15 protein-coding genes are annotated in these 18,377 nt (G+C 35.5%); 5 read left to right on the top strand and 10 right to left on the bottom strand.

The genetic code is table 11. The annotated features are described in order from the left end of the window. Nucleotides 1-49 precede the first annotated feature (49 nt). Entirely contained in the window at nt 50-1,099 is a 1,050-nt protein-coding gene (locus tag KXJ69_RS03355) for an endonuclease/exonuclease/phosphatase family protein (protein ID WP_219051259.1), read from the top strand. 27 nt (nt 1,100-1,126) lie between these two features. Here the strand turns inward: KXJ69_RS03355 and KXJ69_RS03350 are convergent, their stop codons facing one another. The 9 genes from KXJ69_RS03350 to uvrC all read right to left on the bottom strand — a co-directional run bounded on the left by KXJ69_RS03350 (nt 1,127) and on the right by uvrC (nt 14,052). Next, nucleotides 1,127-1,570, bottom strand: coding sequence for a hypothetical protein (locus KXJ69_RS03350; protein ID WP_219051257.1), 444 nt, complete (start codon nt 1,568-1,570; stop codon nt 1,127-1,129). Between the two features lie 92 nt (nt 1,571-1,662). Then, the gene (locus KXJ69_RS03345; protein WP_219051255.1) at nt 1,663-4,257 is read right to left on the bottom strand and encodes a TonB-dependent receptor; all 2,595 of its coding nucleotides are present in this window, start codon (nt 4,255-4,257) and stop codon (nt 1,663-1,665) included. A 175-nt stretch (nt 4,258-4,432) separates the two neighbouring features. Further along, nucleotides 4,433-5,653 carry a M23 family metallopeptidase gene (locus tag KXJ69_RS03340; RefSeq protein ID WP_219051253.1) on the bottom strand — a complete coding sequence of 407 codons (1,221 nt, stop codon included), beginning with the start codon at nt 5,651-5,653 and terminating at the stop codon, nt 4,433-4,435. 18 nt (nt 5,654-5,671) lie between these two features. Next, a complete protein-coding gene (locus KXJ69_RS03335) occupies nt 5,672-6,604 on the bottom strand; it encodes a tryptophan 2,3-dioxygenase family protein (protein ID WP_219051251.1) in 933 nt (310 codons plus the stop codon). Between the two features lie 7 nt (nt 6,605-6,611). Continuing rightward, nucleotides 6,612-7,382 (bottom strand): DUF3108 domain-containing protein, encoded by a 771-nt coding sequence (locus KXJ69_RS03330; protein ID WP_219051249.1) that lies wholly within the window; start codon nt 7,380-7,382, stop codon nt 6,612-6,614. Between the two features lie 101 nt (nt 7,383-7,483). Beyond that, nucleotides 7,484-8,644 (bottom strand): 4-hydroxyphenylpyruvate dioxygenase, encoded by a 1,161-nt coding sequence (gene hppD, locus KXJ69_RS03325; protein ID WP_219051247.1) that lies wholly within the window; start codon nt 8,642-8,644, stop codon nt 7,484-7,486. Between the two features lie 12 nt (nt 8,645-8,656). Beyond that, on the bottom strand, nt 8,657-9,814 hold the full coding sequence (locus KXJ69_RS03320; RefSeq protein WP_219051245.1) for a homogentisate 1,2-dioxygenase: 1,158 nt from the start codon (nt 9,812-9,814) through the stop codon (nt 8,657-8,659). Nucleotides 9,815-10,012: 198 nt separating this feature from the next. Next, the gene (locus KXJ69_RS03315) at nt 10,013-12,259 is read right to left on the bottom strand and encodes a patatin-like phospholipase family protein (RefSeq protein ID WP_219051243.1); all 2,247 of its coding nucleotides are present in this window, start codon (nt 12,257-12,259) and stop codon (nt 10,013-10,015) included. Continuing rightward, nucleotides 12,256-14,052, bottom strand: coding sequence for an excinuclease ABC subunit UvrC (uvrC, locus tag KXJ69_RS03310; RefSeq protein ID WP_219051241.1), 1,797 nt, complete (start codon nt 14,050-14,052; stop codon nt 12,256-12,258). The genes KXJ69_RS03315 and uvrC overlap by 4 nt, the downstream gene beginning before the upstream one ends. Before the next feature lie 110 nt (nt 14,053-14,162). On the opposite strand from uvrC, the gene KXJ69_RS03305 reads away from it, so the two are divergent. The 4 genes from KXJ69_RS03305 (at nt 14,163) to KXJ69_RS03290 (ending at nt 17,769) form a co-directional block, all read left to right on the top strand. Next, a complete protein-coding gene (locus KXJ69_RS03305) occupies nt 14,163-15,035 on the top strand; it encodes a RimK family alpha-L-glutamate ligase (protein ID WP_219051239.1) in 873 nt (290 codons plus the stop codon). After that, entirely contained in the window at nt 15,035-16,006 is a 972-nt protein-coding gene (locus KXJ69_RS03300) for a succinylglutamate desuccinylase/aspartoacylase family protein (RefSeq protein ID WP_219051237.1), read from the top strand. Before KXJ69_RS03305 ends, KXJ69_RS03300 begins: the two co-directional genes overlap by 1 nt. Further along, nucleotides 16,006-16,566: a 5-formyltetrahydrofolate cyclo-ligase gene (locus KXJ69_RS03295; RefSeq protein WP_219051235.1), complete on the top strand. Its 561-nt coding sequence runs from the start codon at nt 16,006-16,008 to the stop codon at nt 16,564-16,566. Before KXJ69_RS03300 ends, KXJ69_RS03295 begins: the two co-directional genes overlap by 1 nt. A 66-nt stretch (nt 16,567-16,632) precedes the next feature. After that, nucleotides 16,633-17,769 (top strand): PAS domain-containing sensor histidine kinase, encoded by a 1,137-nt coding sequence (locus KXJ69_RS03290; RefSeq protein WP_219051233.1) that lies wholly within the window; start codon nt 16,633-16,635, stop codon nt 17,767-17,769. Here KXJ69_RS03290 and KXJ69_RS03285 read toward each other — a convergent pair. Continuing rightward, nucleotides 17,766-18,353 (bottom strand): lipoprotein signal peptidase, encoded by a 588-nt coding sequence (locus tag KXJ69_RS03285; protein ID WP_219051231.1) that lies wholly within the window; start codon nt 18,351-18,353, stop codon nt 17,766-17,768. The two genes, KXJ69_RS03290 and KXJ69_RS03285, sit on opposite strands and share 4 nt — an antisense overlap. Nucleotides 18,354-18,377 lie beyond the last annotated feature (24 nt).

Below are 18,377 nucleotides of genomic sequence, written 5' to 3'. Positions count from 1 at the left end.
TGGCGCATCCTTTGCAAAGGATTTTACGCAAACTTAATATTACATTATAATGAGATTATTACTCTGGCTTTTTACTTTCACTTTTTTAATTACACTCCCAGGAAAAGCACAAGAAAAGAAAACGTATAAAGTAAATACGGTTGCTTTCTATAACCTTGAAAATCTGTTCGATTTTGAAGATGACCCTATTACTTTTGATGACGATAGAACCCCCGATGGAAAAGACCATTGGACTGAAGAAATATATAAAGACAAGCTAAAAAACATGGCGCAAGTAATTTCTGAAATTGGTGCCGATGTTACAGGAACTTCGCCTGTTCTTATAGGGGTTTGTGAGGTGGAAAACAGAAGAGTGCTAGAGGATTTAATCAATCAAGACGCACTATCTAATAAAGACTATGGCATTGTGCATTTCGATTCGCCAGATAGAAGGGGAATTGATGTAGCACTTTTATATCAGAAAAAAATATTTACCCCAACTAATTATGAAGCACACGAGTTAAAAATTTATGATGATAATGATGTTACCAAACGAATTTATACGCGTGACCAACTATTGGTAAGTGGGATGCTAGATGGCGAAAAAATACATCTTATAGTAAATCACTGGCCGTCGAGAAGTGGTGGTGAAGCGAGAAGCCGATTTAAAAGGGTAAAAGCAGCCAAATTAAACAAACAAATTATCGATTCGTTGTTTAGTGAAGACCCCTATGCAAAAATTATTACTATGGGAGATTTAAATGACGATCCTACAAGTCCAAGTCTTTCGGAAGTTTTAAAGCCTAAAAAAGATAAAGAAGAAGTTGGGTTAAAAGAATTGTATAACCCCATGGCGGATATGTTCAAAAAGGGTCTTGGTACATTGGCTTACCGCGACGGCTGGAATTTATTTGACCAAATGATTGTTTCAGCAGAATTGACCAAAACCGATTATTCCACTTATCGTTTTTACAAAGCAGGAATTTATAATAAATCGTATTTAGCAAACCCTCGAGGCAGGTATAAAGGATATCCTTACCGTAGCTATGCCGATGGAGGTTATACGGGAGGCTATAGCGACCACTTTCCAGTGTATCTATACCTTATCAAAGAAAAATAAAAAAAGCGCTCTTTTGGAGCGCTTTTTTTATGCAAACCATTGTTGCCAAGGAATTCTACTTAGCATTAAAATAAGTGCTAAAGTATAGAATATAGACAGCGTTTTAAATTTTGGTTTTGAAACCAATTTCTTCTTGTGCTTTGAATAGCCAACGGTTATTAAAATTACCGCAAAGATCATAATCGTAATATGTTCTACGGCATATAGCCTAAGCATGGAATCTTTCATCACGGTTCCCATTCCATTACTTGAAATTGATTTTAGTCCTAATGGTGAAATTACATAAAGAACTAACCCAAGTAATAATTGAATGTGTGAAACAATTAATGCAAACAGCGAAATCCTGAAATCTTTAGGTTGATACTCTTTATTGCCTAATAAGCCTGCCAGTGCATTTAATGTAGCAATTAAGACAATAAATAGCACAAGGTATGCCCAATACGAATGTATAAATTGAAATGTCGTGTACATATTTTGAAATTGTTTAGTTTTTAGTTGAGATAAAGGTATAAAAAAAGAGGTTGGCTATTGCCAACCTCTTTTCAATTTTCGTGAGATAAAACTTAGAAGTTATAACGCAATGAAGCATTATAGGTTCTTCCGTTTTCAGTATAGTAACCAAATGCATCAGTATTTGCAAGTCCAATATAATCGAACACATTAAATACATTAGCTCTAAAAGAAAGGTCGTTACTTCCTCCAAGATTAAAATTGTAAGATAAGCCTAAATCAGTAATTGAATAAGGTTGTAATCTACTTGGCTCATAATCAACGGCACTAGTGCCAGCATCTGTAAATTCATAGTGGCGATCACGATAGTTAATGTTTCCATCAACACTCAATCCAGCTACGATTTTAGCTCTAGCTCCAAGACCTGTAGTAAATTGTGGAGCACTAGAAACTTTTACGCCTTGTCTGTTAACACCTTCATCTTCAGATAGCAATTCTTGTGTGTCTAAATTATAAACTGAATTACTTGAAGTTCCTTTAAAAATCCAGCTACCACCAGAGATATACCCATTAAGTGTTAACCAAGAACTAGCTCTCCAGCTTAGATCAAATTCAGCACCTGTATGATATTGACGAATACCTCTTTGAAGTACAGAAATTTCAATTTCTTCTTTTGTATCTGGGTCAATTATATCATCAATATAAGAGATTGTTCTATTAGCCCAATCTGTTATATAAGCATTAAAATTAGCTCTAAAACCACTAGTTGAAAAGTGATATCCACCTTCTACAGAACGAATAATTTCATTTTCAACTTCTGGAGTAATAATGTCTGCATTAGAACCACTAAAAGAGAAAATATTATCTAAGAAAGGTTGTCTTGAGTAATAGCCTCCATTCATAAAGATTGTGTGCTCTTCAGCAATTGTATAAGAAAGACCTCCCTTGATGTTATATCCATCTCTGCTTACTTTGTCTGAAGTTAATTCTGCAAAGCGATCTTCTCTTTGGTATGATTGTGAAGAAACAGAACCTTGAACAAACACAGAAAATTTATCTGTGGCATATTCTAGTTGTCCAAAACCACCTATGTAGTTAATATCCTCAGAATAATCATAATTTATACGTTCACTTTCATCTGCAAAATTAGAAAGAGAAGCCCAAGGGTTTGCATCGAAAGCAGTCGTAACTACTGCACCATCTGGACGGTCATTTGACCAACCCGTTAAACCGTAAAAGTTGGCAACTTGTCTAAAGTGATCTCCTGTATACATTCTAGCATCAACTCCTACATTCATTGAGAAGTTATCTGAGAAATCATGATTAAAATTAGATACAGCTCCAAACCATTGGTGGTTATTTACAGAGGATCTTCTAATATATCCAGCACCTAAATCGTTGCTATAATCACCTCCAACACCTATAGCAGAGTTAGCTTCATAAATGGCAGGATAATCAATTTGTCCATAAAGAGGTCCATCACCGTCTGGATCTTCAGTTCTAATTCTTCCATTACCTCTATCGCCAGTTCCACCTCCGCGGCCCCAAGACGCATATAATACAGTTGAAAGTTCTGAACTCTCACTCATAGTCCAATCCCAGTTAAGGTTCACTACGGGTTTGTGATAATAGTTTTGTCTTTCAGAAGAAATATTTCCAAAGTCACCATCTACATCATTATAACCCCAGTGTTGGTTAAATTTTGGATCTGCTTCAATAATATCTCTAGATTGAGACCATTTTTGACCATGCAATTGAGGAGCACCAGTTACTAAAAAGTTAAATGAGTGAGTTTCGTTAGGCTTGTATCCTACAGCGAAGAAATAATTTTGTCCTTCACCATACGTTCCTCTTGACCATTTTCTGTGCGCTTGCCAGTAATCTAATAATACTGAAAATGCCCATCCACTTTCGTTCACTCCAGTGTTATAAGCAGCAGTACCTTTAAAATAACTGTCGTTTGCTCCTAAGAAACGAGCAAATCCACCTTCATTTCTGTCAGCAGCTTTCATAATAATGTTGGTTGTGCCACCCACAGATGATATTGCCAATTTTGAAGCTCCAAGACCTCTTTGTACCTGAATTGCATTAGCAATGTCTGCAATACCAGCCCAGTTAGACCAATATACACGGCCATCTTCCATACCATTTACTGGTTGTCCATTTAATAGAACTCCAATATTAGTTTGGTCAAAACCTCTTAAGAAAAACTGTGAATCTCCAAAACCACTCTGTCCAGAAACATAGGCAGATGGAGTGTTTTTAAGTGCTTCGGTAATTTCTACGTTACCAGCCACTTTGTCTTGGATTTCTTGAGCAGTAATTGTAGATACTGCAACAGGTGTTTTACGATCTTCTGCTAAATCGATTACTCCAGTTCCAACAATCACTACTTCTGCAAGTGTATTAGCATCTGCTTCAAGAACAACAGTTCCTAAGTTAGCAGTACCTCCACTTAAAGTAAATTTAACTGTTTTCTTGATAAACCCTAAATAAGAAACTACGACAGCTCCAGAGTTAGAACTAACGTTAAGGGTGAAATTTCCGTCAAAATCTGTAACTGTACCATTGCTGGTTCCAGATTCTAGTACGTTGGCTCCTGGTAGTGGCCCTCCTAAATCAGAGTCAGCAACATTACCAGTAACAGTTCCTTGTGAATAGGCTGCGAAATAGCCTAATAACATAGTAAAAAGTAATAGTTTTTTCATAAATGTTTGGAATTTGTTTGTTGGGTGCAAATTTAAGTTAGTTATTAAAAATATTAGCAACTTTATGTTAAGAAATTGCTATAAATGTGAAATTACTAAAAATACAGGCAAGTATTTGATTATAAGCAAAATAGATAGGAACAATTTTATTAACAATTGTAGAATTGAAAAAAAATTAATTTTTAATACAATCTAAACGCTCTTTTAAGGGCAACATGGTAGAAAAATATTCTTCGTGATAGACACTTTCTAGGGGCTTGGAGTTAGGTAAATCTTCTTTAAAGGGATCAACTTCTTTACCGTTTTTCCAAAAACGATAACATACATGCGGACCACCCGTATTTCCAGTCATTCCAACCCAACCTATCACATCACCTTGGCGAACAAATTGGCCCACTCTTACATTGTACTTTTTCATGTGTAGATATTGGGTTTCGTAGGTTTCATTATGTCTTATTTTTACATAAATTCCATTCCCACCACGGCGCTCTGCTTTGGTCACTGTTCCATCTGAAGTCGCTAAAATTGGGGTTCCTATTCCAGCAGCAAAATCAGTTCCTCTATGAGGACGTACTTTATATCCATAGTAGGCAATTCTTCTGTTTAAATTATATTTTGAAGAAATTCGGTAATTAAATTTAATGGGAGATTTTAAAAAGGCTCTTTTTAAATTATTGGCCTCTAGATCGTAGAAGTCTGCTGCCATATTATGAACCCCTTCGGGTTTAAAATTAAAAGCATAAATGGGCTTTCCTTTATGTTCAAAATAGGCTGCCTTAATTTCTCCTAATCCACCAGATATGGAATCTGAAATAAATTTTTCGGTATAAATTACTTTAAAATTGTCTCCAGGCTGTAATTGAAAGAAGTTAATAGTCCAGGCATAGATATTTGCCAGCCTATCTGTCATGTAGGGACTCAAGTTGTTCTCTGCCATGGTTTGAGATAATGAATTCGTAATAACACCAGAGGCTTCTTTTTCAACATACGTAACTGGCTTTTTTTCGTGAATAACACTAATACTATCTCTAAAATCGATAATGGCATAGTCTACTTTGTTCTTTTCGTAGATAAAAACTTGAGTTTGATTGAGGGAGTCTTTCGAGTTTAGTAAAACATAGGGTTTTCCTACAACTATTCTTCGTACATCAAAACTGTCCTTAAAAGTGGTCGCAACTTCGTAGATTTTATTTTGGGAAACCCCATTTTCATTTAAAATGGCTCCAAAGGTATCACCTGGGCGAATGGTATCACGTATTACGTTAAAATCATTGAGGATATACCCGTATTCTTCAATAATTTTGGGCTCGGGCTCGGGAGTAGTTTCTTCTTTTATTTCTTCAGTACAAGCTAATAGGATTAAAAATGCGGGGATAACGTAAAATAGCTGTTTCAATTTTTTAAACTTTTATGGCTAAACATTCTTGCCCCAATCTTTAATTTCTTTTTCACTCCAAACAGATGGGAAGAATATACGTTTTTGATATTTTGGATGCATATATTTTGCCCAATCACTTCCTCCTGTTGCTTCTTCTGGCTCTTTACCGTGATTTAAATATTTTTTCGCGGTATTATAATGTGCCATTACCCAAGTTACATTTACAGTATAATCATAATGACGCATAGCCTTTAATAAAGTTTCATTTTCTTTAACCTCTTGGGGCAGGCTTTTAAATTTCGAGTACAAATTTATAGTATTATATTCTTTTGTAAAGGCTATAAACTCATTTTTATACTTTTCTTCGAACGCCTTTAATAAATAACTCTTTTTCCCTGTCTTGAAATTCTTTCCAGCAGCCTGCCAATATAGGTGTTCCAATGCATGTTCGTAGGGTGTGTTTCTATCTATCTTTTCACGAAAACGGGCATCTATAAGATTAATTAGTTCTGTGGAAGCAAATTCAATTTTTCGGTATTGGGCACTTTGAAACCCTGAAGCTGGAGTGAGGGTATTTCTAAATTTTAAATATTGCTCAATTTCCATTCCAGTGGTCATTATATTGAAAGAGGAAGTAAGCATATCAAAATAACGGCTCACGCGAAGTAATCGTTCTGAAAAGAAAGTTGCAGTAAGTTCTTTTGCGTGTGATACTTGCTGAATTTCCCAAAGAATCATTTTAAACAATAACTCATTTATTTGATGATACATTATAAATACCATCTCGTCGGGCTGATTGGTTCTTTGTATCTGAAGATTTAAAAGGGCATCGGTCTGGATATAATCCCAGTAGGTAATAGGTTTTCCGTATAAAAGCCCTTCAAGATGCGTATCAAGATCTTGCCCAATATTTTTGAATTTTTTATCTAATTGCTCAAGTAGTTTCTCGGTTTCTGGTGTGATTTTCATGGGAGGGTTAGTCTACAATTATTTTAAATGAATTTTTTAAGCCTTTAAACTCAGTTAATGTTGCTTTTAGTGAGCCTACTGCTAAATCGGCTTTTATTAGTAGCGGAATTTTATTGTCATCATCAGTCACCCAAACCGTTAAACTTTCCTTCTCTTTAAAAACTCTTCCGGCTTCAACATACGGGCGAAATTTTAATGTGGATATTTTTCCGAATTTTGTTTTTAAGGTTTCTCTTCCTAAAAATTTTAATCGAAATTTATAACTTTCTTTATCAAAAAACATATCCATATCTACCGTATGACCAACTTCAATTTTTGAAGCATCAATTTTATTACGCAGGTAATAAAATGCCGAAACCATATCCTGAGCATCTTTGTTAAAAGTGACCCAGTCTTGGGTGTTTTTTTCTTTATTTAAAACAAGTGCTCTACCTGTTTCTCTATTGAAATCTATTTGAATGTCTTTGGTATACCCACCTTCGTCTATTTTTCGGATAAAGCGATATGGAACATCTTTTTGTTTATCGATGTAGGATTGATAGTAATCTTCTACATTAAAAAACCATTTTGAAACTCCTATGGTTCTGCCTTCACCCTTTATATGATATACTTCCTTACCGTTGAGAACGGCATTATTTACTTCAAGGGTAGCATATCCAGCAGTAACAAATCCATAATGCACGCGAAACTTAAACCACTCTCCATCACCAAAGGCTTGATTTTGTGAAAAGGAAATCGTTGTTACAACCAGAGCAAGTACTAAAATTAGTTTTTTCATTATGAAAATATATAAGTCTTTTCTATGGTTTTACAACTACTGTTCCAAAATTGAAAACCTCCGCCGAATAGGACGACGGAGTATTGTTATTGTTACAAATACTAAAGGGTCCCACGTGCGGCTTGTTCACGTTCAATAGACTCGAATAAGGCTTTAAAATTTCCAGCTCCAAATCCTTTGGCACCCATACGTTGAATGATTTCAAAAAATAAGGTGGGCCTATCCTCAAGGGGTTTAGTGAAAATCTGAAGCAAATACCCTTCTTCATCGGCATCTACCAAAATGGATAACTTTTGAAGTTCTTTAATGTCTTCTTTCATCATATCCATGTGAGTTCCTAAACGTCTTGGGATATCATCGTAATATGCTTGTGGTGGGGGAGGTAAAAATTCTATCCCTCTTGCTTTTAATTGTGCAACAGTTTCAATAATATCGTCTGTAGCAAGCGCTAGGTGTTGTACCCCAGCACCTTCATAAAAATCCAGGTACTCTTCAATTTGAGATTTTTTAATTCCTTTTGCAGGCTCATTTATAGGGAACTTTATTCGTCCATTACCATTACTCATCACTTTACTCATCAATGCGGAATATTCGGTGTGGATTTGTTTGTCATCAAAAGATAAGAAATTCACAAATCCCATGACATCTTCGTACCATTTTACCCAGGTATTCATTTGTCCCCAACCTACATTACCCACCATATGGTCAATGTATTTTAATCCAGTGGGTGTTGGGTTATAATCGGATTTCCATTCACGGAATCCTGGCAAGAATGTTCCTTTATAGTTTTTACGTTCTACAAACATATGCACCGTTTCGCCATAGGTGTAAATTCCTGCGCGTACAACCTCGCCATGTTCGTCTTTCTCAACCGTTGGCTCCATATAGGATTTCGCCCCTCGTTTTGTTGTTTCTTCATATGCACTACGAGCATCATCCACCCATAAAGCTATCACTTTTACCCCATCACCATGCTTTACGATATGATCATTAATGGGAGATTTGCTTGTAAGTGGAGTGGTAAGGACAATTCTTATTTTATCCTGTTTTAGAACATAACTCACATGATCTTTGGATCCCGTTTCCAGCCCTTTGTAAGCGTGGGATTGAAAACCAAAAGCCGTTTTATAAAAATGTGCCGATTGTTTGGCATTACCTACATAAAACTCGACATAGTCTGTTCCTAAAAGGGGAAGGAAATCTTCTGCTCCTTCAAATATTTTTTCTAAACCGTAGTTTACAGATTTTACTTCTTTACTCATTGTTTCAAAATTTTAATCTAACCATGATTGATGATAGGTGTCGTCTGCTATTTTCATAGCTTCTTCCGTCACTTTAAGAGGCTTAAAGGTATCCACCATCACGGCTAATTCTTCTGTTTCTGTTTTTCCAATACTTCGTTCTGTAGCGCCTGGATGAGGTCCGTGTGGGATTCCTGCTGGATGTAATGAAATATGTCCAGCCTCCACATCGTTTCGGCTCATAAAGTCTCCATCTACGTAGTATAACACCTCATCGCTATCAATATTGCTATGATTATAAGGGGCAGGAATACTTTTTGGGTGATAATCGTAAAGTCTAGGGACAAAGCTACATACTACGAAGGCAGCGGTTTCAAAAGTTTGATGTACTGGGGGTGGCTGATGAATTCTTCCTGTAATGGGTTCAAAATCGTGAATAGAAAAGGCGTATGGGAAATTATATCCGTCGTAACCAACCACATCAAAAGGATGAGTAGCGTAAACCATTTCTATAATTTCATCCTGTTTTTTAATTTTCATTAAAAAATCTCCTTTTTCATCGTATGTTTCTAACTCTTCTGGTTTTCGGATATCTCTTTCACAATAAGGAGAATGCTCTAATAATTGCCCAAACCAGTTACGGTAGCGTTTAGGGGTGTAAATAGGATGGTAGCTTTCAACAATAAAAAGACGATTGTCTTCTGTGTCAAAATCTATTTGATAAATAATGCCTCGTGGTATTAATAAATAGTCACCATATTTAAAATCAAGATTGCCTAGAAATGTGCGTAGCTTTCCAGAGCCTTTATGAATGAATATCAATTCATCTGCATCGGTATTTTTATAAAAATACTCACGAAGTGATTTCTTGGGAGCAGCTAAAATAATATTACAGTCACTATTTGTTAATACAGTTTTTCGGCTTTCTAAATAATCGTTTTCTGGTTTTACTTGAAATCCTCTAAAGCGATACGATTTCATATTATTTGCCTTCACAACTTTAGGAGCTACACTGTATTGGTTTTTAATTTCCTTTACTTGAGTGGGTCTGTTTTCGTGGTAGATATTACTGTACATTCCGTCGAAACCAATGGTGCCAAAAAGTTGTTCTGGATAGAGTGATCCATCGGGTTTGCGAAATTGTGTATGACGTTTGGGAGGTATTTTCCCTAGTTTATGATAAAATGGCATGTGTTGTTATTTACAAGGTTAATTTCTGATATAAAATTCTGAAAATTAAACTCCTACTAAATTAAGAGTTTTTAGCCATATAAGCTCATTCAGGATTTCTTTTTATTAGAAATTTAAGAAGGCACAGTAAATATTTCCAAGGGAGATTTGCCATACCACAAATATCGGAAAAATTCTCAAGTAGAAGAATTATTAATTTTAAAAACGGAACCCAGCACTTACGTACCAAATGCTTTCTCCACTATCTGGTGAATAGGAATATTTTAGTTCCATGGGGCCTAAAAAAGTTTCAAGACCATATCCTAAAGAGACTCCTGAATATTGAATTTTTTTTATCCAATCTCCGTTTCCAAATAAATCATCACCAACATTTGCGATATTGCCAGATAAAACAAGATGATTTTTACGGGCAAACTCATAGTCAAGATTCACAGTAGTTTTTAAATAGGTGTCTCCTCGAAGTTCTAAAGCTTCATACCCAAACATAGGGATAAGGTTTGTTGTTGGAACATAACCATACCCTCCTAATAAAAAATCTAATGAACTTGTAGTGGTGCTTCCAATTTTTAGCCCCCCTTCTGTACTAATATTTCCTGATATTTTAGAATTGAAACGATGTGCATATCCTGCCTTTGCTTTCGCAATGGAAAATGGCTCAAAATCATTATTTAAACCTTCAGCAAAAAGATACCAGTGGAAATCTCCATCAAAAAACATCCCGGAAGAGGGAAAAAATTTGTTGTCCAATGTATCGTATTTGAGAATTCCGTAGGCACTAAAATAATTGGTGTTTTCGAAAAGGGTTCTTGGGTTGTTGTCTTCATCAAGTCCAATGGTTTCCGAAAGGTATTTTAACCATTTATGTTCCGCTCCCAATCCAAGTTGAAATACCCTCCTAAAGACGGTTTGTAAAAAAAGTTGATTGGTTAAATCTTCGTAGGTTAATCCTATTTTGTTTAGCTGAAAATCTTCTGGAATTTCGATTTCCCCTTCAATAAAATCTAGCCCAATGTTCTTTTCAAAAAAACTGAACTTAGAGTTTAATCCAATACTCCAATAATACCCTTTGTCTATGTAATAATTAAAATTATACCGAATGTTATCACCCACTATAAAATCTAATGAAACGATATCGTTATTGGTAATTAACCGCTTTCTCGTAATATTTATAAGCGCTGCAGATTTGTATAAATTATCGTAGTGAGCACCTAGCCGAATGCTCGTCTTAAAATTACTTTCTTTAACATCAAAATGTAGTACATAGTGGTCCTCTTTTTCAGGATTGTTTACAAAAGTGTAATCGATTCCGTTAAAATTACCGGTGGTTGAGAGGTTATTTACACCATCGCTAAAATCCTGATAACTTACCAGTGAAGGGGTTTTTAATTTTAGCTTTCCTAGTATATAGGAGCTCGTATAGTTTTCATTACCAGTCACTAATACATTGTCAATAAAAATGGAGGTATTATCTGCAAATGTTATGGGTACTTTTTGTTTTGGTTTTTGCTGAAGTGCTATGTTGTTTAATTGACTTGAAATATCATTGGCAGCATTTTCACCCGCTTCAATTATTTTCCTGCCTTGATCAAAAGAAACCACCGAAAATTCATCAATTTTTGGATTAATATACACATCCGTCTTTTTTCTCTTTTTCGCCATCCCTTCTATGGTCCGGTAGTTATTTATTTGTAATAAAACATCTAGGGCAGACTTCAATTTGTCTCGGGAACGGAGCGTGTCTTGTACATCCACACCAATAATAATATCTGCCCCCAAGGCTTTTACTTCGTCAATAGGATAATTATTAACGACACCTCCATCAACATAAATGGTATCATCAATGTTAACCGGACTAAACAGTGAAGGTAGCGCTCCACTTGCGGCAATCATTCTAGGAAGATAACCCTTATTAAGCACCACTTGTTTTCCTTTTTCCACATCCGTTGCAATACATAGAAAGGGGATGGGTAAGTCATTAAAATCTTCAACATCTTTTACGTGTAATAATAGACGTGAAAGTAAATTGTAAACATTTTGCCCCTTGGATATCGCCGAAGGAAAACGAAGTTGGAAATCGTCAAATGGGAACGTCAACGCATATTTTTCATCATCCTCCTTTTCGTAAAAGGTTTTTGCCCTTCGAGGGACATCATCCCGAATTAAAGTTTCAAAATCCAATTCATTAAAAATAGAATCCAATTGGTGTGCCGTATATCCTGAAGCGTACAAAGCACCTATAATGGCTCCCATGCTGGTTCCGCCAATATAATCAACTCTCACTCCAGCCTTTTCAATTTCCTTTAAAACGCCAATATGGGCTAGACCTTTTGCGCCACCACCACTTAACACCAAGCCCACTTTCAAGTCTTTTTTTGAAAGCGTATCATTTTGAGCAAAAATAATTGCCGAAAAAAGAAAAACGAATATGTGGATGAGTTGTTTCAAGTAATATTTTGAAAATGGGTTATTATTTTTTTTGCTCTACTTGCGCCTACGACGGCTTCTAATTCGTCAAAAGAAGCTTTACCTATACGTTTTGTACTTTTAAATTGTTTTAATAATTCTGCCACAGTTTTTTCTCCAATCCCTGGAATAGTTTCCAAGGTGGTATTTAGGGCGTCTTTACTTCGTTTATCTCTATGGAATGTTATTCCAAAACGATGTGCTTCATTTCTTAGTTGCTGAATAATCTTTAATGTTTCAGATTTTTTATCTAAATATAACGGGATAGGATCGTTAGGGTAAAACAATTCTTCCAATCGTTTGGCAATACCTATAATCGCAATTTTTCCACGTAGGTTTAAGGCATCCAAACTTTTTAATGCTGAAGAAAGTTGACCCTTTCCCCCATCTATGATGATAAGTTGTGGTAAAGGTTGCCCCTCATCCAACAATCTTTTATACCTTCTATAGACAACCTCCTCCATCGAAGCAAAATCATCTGGACCTTCTACCGTTTTTATATTGAATTTACGATAGTCTTTTTTACTCGGTTTTCCATTTTTGAAAACCACACAGGCCGCTACTGGATGCGTTCCTTGAATATTACTATTGTCGAAACATTCAATATGTCTAGGTTCTTCGGTTAAACGTAAATCCTTTTTCATTTGTGCCATGATGCGTTTTTCATGACGATCTGGATCTACGATTCTTGCTTGTTTCAGTTTTTCTAAACGATAGTATTTTGCATTTCTTTCGGAAAGGTCTAAAATCTTTTTCTTATCGCCCACCTTCGGAATATAAACATGCACACCTTCTTCCACTTCAATTTCAAAAGGAACGAAAATTTCTTTGGATTGCGAATGGAAACGTTGTCTAATTTCTACGATGGAAAGTTCTAGTAGTTCTGCATCGGTTTCTTCCAGCTTTTTCTTTATTTCCAAAGTATGGGAGCGCACTATATTCCCAAAAGAAATCTGAAGAAAATTAACATAGGCATAACTCTCATCTGAAACAATAGAGAAAACATCTACATTATTAATTTTAGGATTCACCACCGTTGATTTTGCTTGGTAGTTTTCTAGGATGTCTATTTTTTCTTTAACGCGTTGTGCTTCTTCAAATTGTAAATCTTGGGCTAAGGATTTCATTTGCTTTTTAAATCCGTTGAGAGATTCTTTAAAATTCCCTTTTAAGATATTCCGAATAGCATTTATATTTTCGTTATAAGCCGCTTCAGAATATTTGCCTTCACAAGGCCCTAAACAATTTCCTAAATGATATTCAAGACAAACCTTATATTTTCCTGCTTGGATTTTTTCTTCCGCTAAATCATAATTACACGTACGGAGTGGGTATAATCCTTTTATTAAATCTAAAAGTGTATACACTGTTTTGCCGCTCGTATAAGGGCCATAGTACTCACTGCCATCTTTTATAATTTTTCTGGTAGAAAACACTCTAGGGAAACGTTCTTTTTTAATACATAACCACGGATAGGACTTATCGTCCTTAAGCATGACATTATACCGAGGCTGATATTTTTTGATGAGGTTGTTTTCAAGAAGTAAGGCATCGGTTTCGGTTGCAACTACAATGTGTTTAATGTTAGCAATTTTCTTTACAAGTATGCGCGTTTTACCGTTGTCATGTTGTTTGGTAAAGTAGGAGGTCACTCGCTTTTTCAAATCCTTTGCCTTACCTACATACAACAACTTCCCATCTTTATCATAGTATTGATATACCCCTGGGGCGTTAGGAAGTGTTGAGATTTGAAGCTTTACCGAAGTTGCAGACATACTTCAAAGATAAGAGATGTTCCTATTTCTAATAAGGAATTCAATTTTAAAAATTGTTAAAACATCTTCAATGTTCTTTTTTAGTAAATTGCATACCACATCTGTACTATATGAACATCGCTGTACTTTCTCGAGGAGAAAATTTATACTCTACCAAAAGCTTACTAAAAGCTGGATTGGCTAGAAACCACACCATGGAGGTTTTAGATCCTAATTTATGTACCGTGGCTATAGAAAATAACCAACCTGTATTGTATTATACAGATGAACGAGTGGACGATTTAGACGCCATTATTCCAAGGATTGGAGCCTCCAACACCTATATGGGGTCTTCATTGGTGCGGCATTTGGAGTGTATGAATGTTTTTTCGGTAGTTGGAGCCGAGGCCATATTGCAATCCCGAAATAAATGGACATGTTTTCAGATTTTAGCACAGTATGGAATTGCTACACCAAAGACATTTTTAGGGAACACCTATGATGCTGAAGTGTTACTCGCATTATTTGGAAAAGCGCCACTTATTATAAAAATTCTGCAAGGGACCCATGGGCAAGGCGTTATTTTAGCTGAAACCCAAGCCTCGGCATTATCTACCATTGAAACCTTAAAAACAGCTAATGTTCGGTTTATTGTTCAAGAGTTTATTGCCGAATCTAAGGGGTGCGATTTAAGAGCTATTGTGGTAGATGGTAAAGTTGTCGCTTCTATGAAAAGGCAAAGTAAAGAAGGTGACTTTAGGAGTAATCTCCATAGAGGAGGTTCTTCAGAACAAATAAAACTAACTCATGAGGAGGAAACAATTGCACTAAAAGCAGCAAAGGCTCTTGGGTTAGGAGTTTGTGGAGTCGATATTTTACAAGGTAAAGAAGGCCCATTGGTGTTGGAAATAAATTCGACCCCTGGGCTAGAGGGTATTGAAACCACAACAGGTATTGATATTGCTCAAAGTATTATTACTTATATAGAACGAAACAATAAATAATGGCGAAGAAAAAGGCATCACCTATTCATATTTTTGGAGAAGAAATTCTTCCGGGAACTTCTAGAGAGCTCAATTTTAGCTTCGCCAAACTACATACCAATACCCCTATAGATGTGCCTATTATTGTAGAACATTCACTTTATGAAGGTCCAGTAGTTCTATTTACGGCGGGGATACATGGTGATGAGGTAAATGGGGTAGAGATTGTGAGGCAATTGGTTTCTAAAGGGATTAATAAGCCTAAAATTGGAACGACCATTAGCATTCCTATTGTGAATGTTTTTGGCTTTTTACAAAAGGTAAGAGATTTTCCAGATGGACGAGATTTAAATCGGTCTTTTCCTGGCAGTAAAAAAGGGTCTTTGGCAGCGCAAGTTGCCTATAAATTAATGAATGAAATTGTGCCTCATGTAGATTATTGTTTCGATTTTCATACGGGAGGTTCGAGCCGATTTAACGCTCCACACATAAGAATTGAAAGGAATGACAAACATCTTGCTTCTATGGCAAAAGTCTTTAATGCTCCTTTTATTTTATATTCTAAGAATTTACAGAAGTCTTTTAGGAATGCTTGTAAAAAACAAGGTGTTCCTATGCTTTTGTTTGAAGGTGGGAAATCAAACTCCATTGATAGTATTGTTAGTAACACAGGTGTAAATGGATCAAAAAGAGTGCTGCATCATTTGGGAATGCTTCAAAACAAGTTTAAAGTGTCATCCCCCACAAAACCGACAATTACCATTGATAGTAGTAAATGGATTAGAGCACAGGCTTCAGGAATGTTTAAGTCTTCCATAAAAGTGGGACAGTTTGTAAAACGTGGAGAGGTAATGGGGCATATTACAGATCCTTTTGGGAAGATACATTTTTGGATTAAAGCAAGTAATGAAGGCTATGTTTTTAATGTAAATGAAGCACCTTTGGTGTATCAGGGTGATGCATTGTTTCATATTTCTACAAACGTGTTGTAATGAATAAAGCAGCCTTACGAATTCTTTATAAGGGCAAACGTGATAAACTTACTCAAGAGGATATAGAGGCTCTTAGTTTAGACATTGCAAACCAATCACTTAATCTTCCCATTTGGCATAGAACATATTTCCACATTTTTTTACCTATTTCAAGCAAAAAAGAAGTTAATACCGAATATCTATTGCATATTCTTCAAGGACGTGACAAGAGCATTGTAGTTCCTAAAGCTGAATTTGATTCAGGTAAAATGAAGCATATCCTTTTACAAGAAAATACCGTTTTAAAGAAATCTTCTTATGGTATTCCCGAACCAGTTGACGGAATTGAAATACCAGCCAACAAAATGGAGGTGGTGTTTGTCCCACTGTTGGCTTACGACAAAAAAGGGAATAGAATAGGGTATGGGAAAGGGTTTTATGATCGTTTTTTACAAGAGTGTAATGACAGTTGTGTCTTTGTAGGACTTTCTTTTTTTGAGCCTGAAAACACATTGAAAAATGAGGTGCAAGATATTCCGCTTCATTTTTGTGTAACTCCTGATAAATTATATCATTTTTAATTTTTTGTAGGAAATATTGTACATTTTGTAAAATTTACTATCTTTCCACCCCCCAAATTTACGATTATGAACTTCTTAGCGCATAAGAGGAAAAATATTTTTTTAGACCAAACTCTACCAAGTTCTTCTAAAACAGAACCTTTCAACAGTTTTTATTATAAAGAGTTAGCTAAGTTAACTGCTTCTGGTGGTTGGCGAATTGACTTTGAAGAAAAGACGAGTTTTTTAGATACTGAAGCAAGAAGAATCCTAAATACTCCTAAAGATTATATACCATCATTGCGAAACGCCAAGGATTTTTTTGCTCCAGAGCATCAAGATTTGGCTGCCAAAACTTTTTATGATTGCGGGAATGGAAAATCTTTCTCGGTTGTTATTAAGATGATGACGTTTGATAAACAATCCTTTTGGGCAAAAGCGATTGGAACTCCAATTTATTCCCCATCGAATGAAATTATTGGAATCCAGGGAGTTTTTCAAGATATAAACGAAGAAAAATTAAAAGAATTAAATCTCGAAAAATCATTACGCACTATTGAGTCTCAGAACTCAAGAATGTTCAACTTTGCCTATATCGTCTCACATAATTTACGCTCTCACGCGAGTAATCTTAATTTAACAATGGAGTTGTTAAAAGATTCTTCTCAAGAGGATGAAGAAGACTTGAAAAACAATCTTTTCAAAATTTCTGAAAGTTTAAATACAACTGTGGAACATTTAAATGAGATTGTTTCTGCTCAAAATAAATCACTTAAAGAAAAGGAGACAGTTTATTTTTCTGAAACCTTAAAATCGGTTCTTAATTCATTATCTCTTCATATTCGTGAAAATGAAGGAGAGGTTTTTTCAGAATTTTCTGAAGTTCCTTCCATAGAATACATCCCTTTTTACATGGAAAGCATTTTAATGAACTTAATTTCCAATGCTATAAAATATCGTCATATAGATAGAAAACCTGTTATAGATTTATATACCTATATGGAAGATGGCAAACCCTGTCTTATGGTTAAGGATAATGGTTTAGGGATTGATCTTAAAAAATACGGAAATAAAATCTTTAATATGTATCAAACTTTCCACGATAGAGAAGATGCTGTGGGTATAGGTTTGTTTATTGTAAAAAATCAAGTAGAAATGTTACAAGGAACTATTGAAGTAGAAAGTACCGTTGACCTTGGAACTACCTTTATAATTCGTTTTTAGGAAGCAATCTCTACGGTTTCTTCTTCTACTTTTTCATCTTCTTTCTTCTTAGGAAAAGCTCGTTTATTAAATAAAATAAGTAACGCCACACCCACACTTATGGAGGAGTCGGCAACGTTAAAAACCGGATCGAAAAACGAAAACGAAAACATGTCCACTACTTTTCCGTGGAATAAGGTTCCATACCCTCCCTCGGCAGGCATAAAAGACGCTACTTGCCCAGCACTATCATTAAAAATGATTCCGTAAAAAACAGAGTCGATAATGTTACCAAAGGCACCAGCAAATATAAGTGCAATAGAAACAATTAATACTTTGGAAGCGTTCTTCCGTACTGAGTCCCACAACCAATAGCCAATTCCAACAATAGCTACAAGACGAAATAAGGTTAGAATTAGCTTGCCATACTGCCCCGGAATTTTTGCGCCCCAAGCCATACCTTCATTTTCGATAAAATAAATTTTAAACCAACTAAAAACATCGACACCTTCATAAAGTGTGAAATTTGTTTTAATATAAATTTTTGAAATCTGGTCTAGGAGTAAAACCAAAATTATAAGGACAATTGCTTTTTTTAAGGACATAGTGGTTTAAATTCGGTAGCAAAA

Origin of the sequence: Halomarinibacterium sedimenti (assembly GCF_019312585.1) — a bacterium.
Taxonomy (GTDB): domain Bacteria; phylum Bacteroidota; class Bacteroidia; order Flavobacteriales; family Flavobacteriaceae; genus Halomarinibacterium; species Halomarinibacterium sedimenti.
The sequence above is the reverse complement of the archived record's forward strand: the minus strand, read 5'-3'. Positions and strand labels throughout refer to the sequence as shown.

Excerpts from the sequence above, each read along its gene's own strand:
- KXJ69_RS03350 (WP_219051257.1), bottom strand. The coding sequence starts at position 1,570 with ATGTACACGACATTTCAATTTATACATTCGTATTGGGCATACCTTGTG.
- KXJ69_RS03285 (WP_219051231.1), bottom strand. The coding sequence starts at position 18,353 with ATGTCCTTAAAAAAAGCAATTGTCCTTATAATTTTGGTTTTACTCCTA.
- KXJ69_RS03290 (WP_219051233.1), top strand. The coding sequence starts at position 16,633 with ATGAACTTCTTAGCGCATAAGAGGAAAAATATTTTTTTAGACCAAACT.
- KXJ69_RS03335 (WP_219051251.1), bottom strand. The coding sequence starts at position 6,604 with ATGAAAATCACACCAGAAACCGAGAAACTACTTGAGCAATTAGATAAA.
- KXJ69_RS03330 (WP_219051249.1), bottom strand. The coding sequence starts at position 7,382 with ATGAAAAAACTAATTTTAGTACTTGCTCTGGTTGTAACAACGATTTCC.
- KXJ69_RS03295 (WP_219051235.1), top strand. The coding sequence starts at position 16,006 with ATGAATAAAGCAGCCTTACGAATTCTTTATAAGGGCAAACGTGATAAA.
- KXJ69_RS03345 (WP_219051255.1), bottom strand. The coding sequence starts at position 4,257 with ATGAAAAAACTATTACTTTTTACTATGTTATTAGGCTATTTCGCAGCC.
- KXJ69_RS03320 (WP_219051245.1), bottom strand. The coding sequence starts at position 9,814 with ATGCCATTTTATCATAAACTAGGGAAAATACCTCCCAAACGTCATACA.
- KXJ69_RS03355 (WP_219051259.1), top strand. The coding sequence starts at position 50 with ATGAGATTATTACTCTGGCTTTTTACTTTCACTTTTTTAATTACACTC.
- KXJ69_RS03305 (WP_219051239.1), top strand. The coding sequence starts at position 14,163 with ATGAACATCGCTGTACTTTCTCGAGGAGAAAATTTATACTCTACCAAA.
- KXJ69_RS03300 (WP_219051237.1), top strand. The coding sequence starts at position 15,035 with ATGGCGAAGAAAAAGGCATCACCTATTCATATTTTTGGAGAAGAAATT.
- hppD (WP_219051247.1), bottom strand. The coding sequence starts at position 8,644 with ATGAGTAAAGAAGTAAAATCTGTAAACTACGGTTTAGAAAAAATATTT.
- uvrC (WP_219051241.1), bottom strand. The coding sequence starts at position 14,052 with ATGTCTGCAACTTCGGTAAAGCTTCAAATCTCAACACTTCCTAACGCC.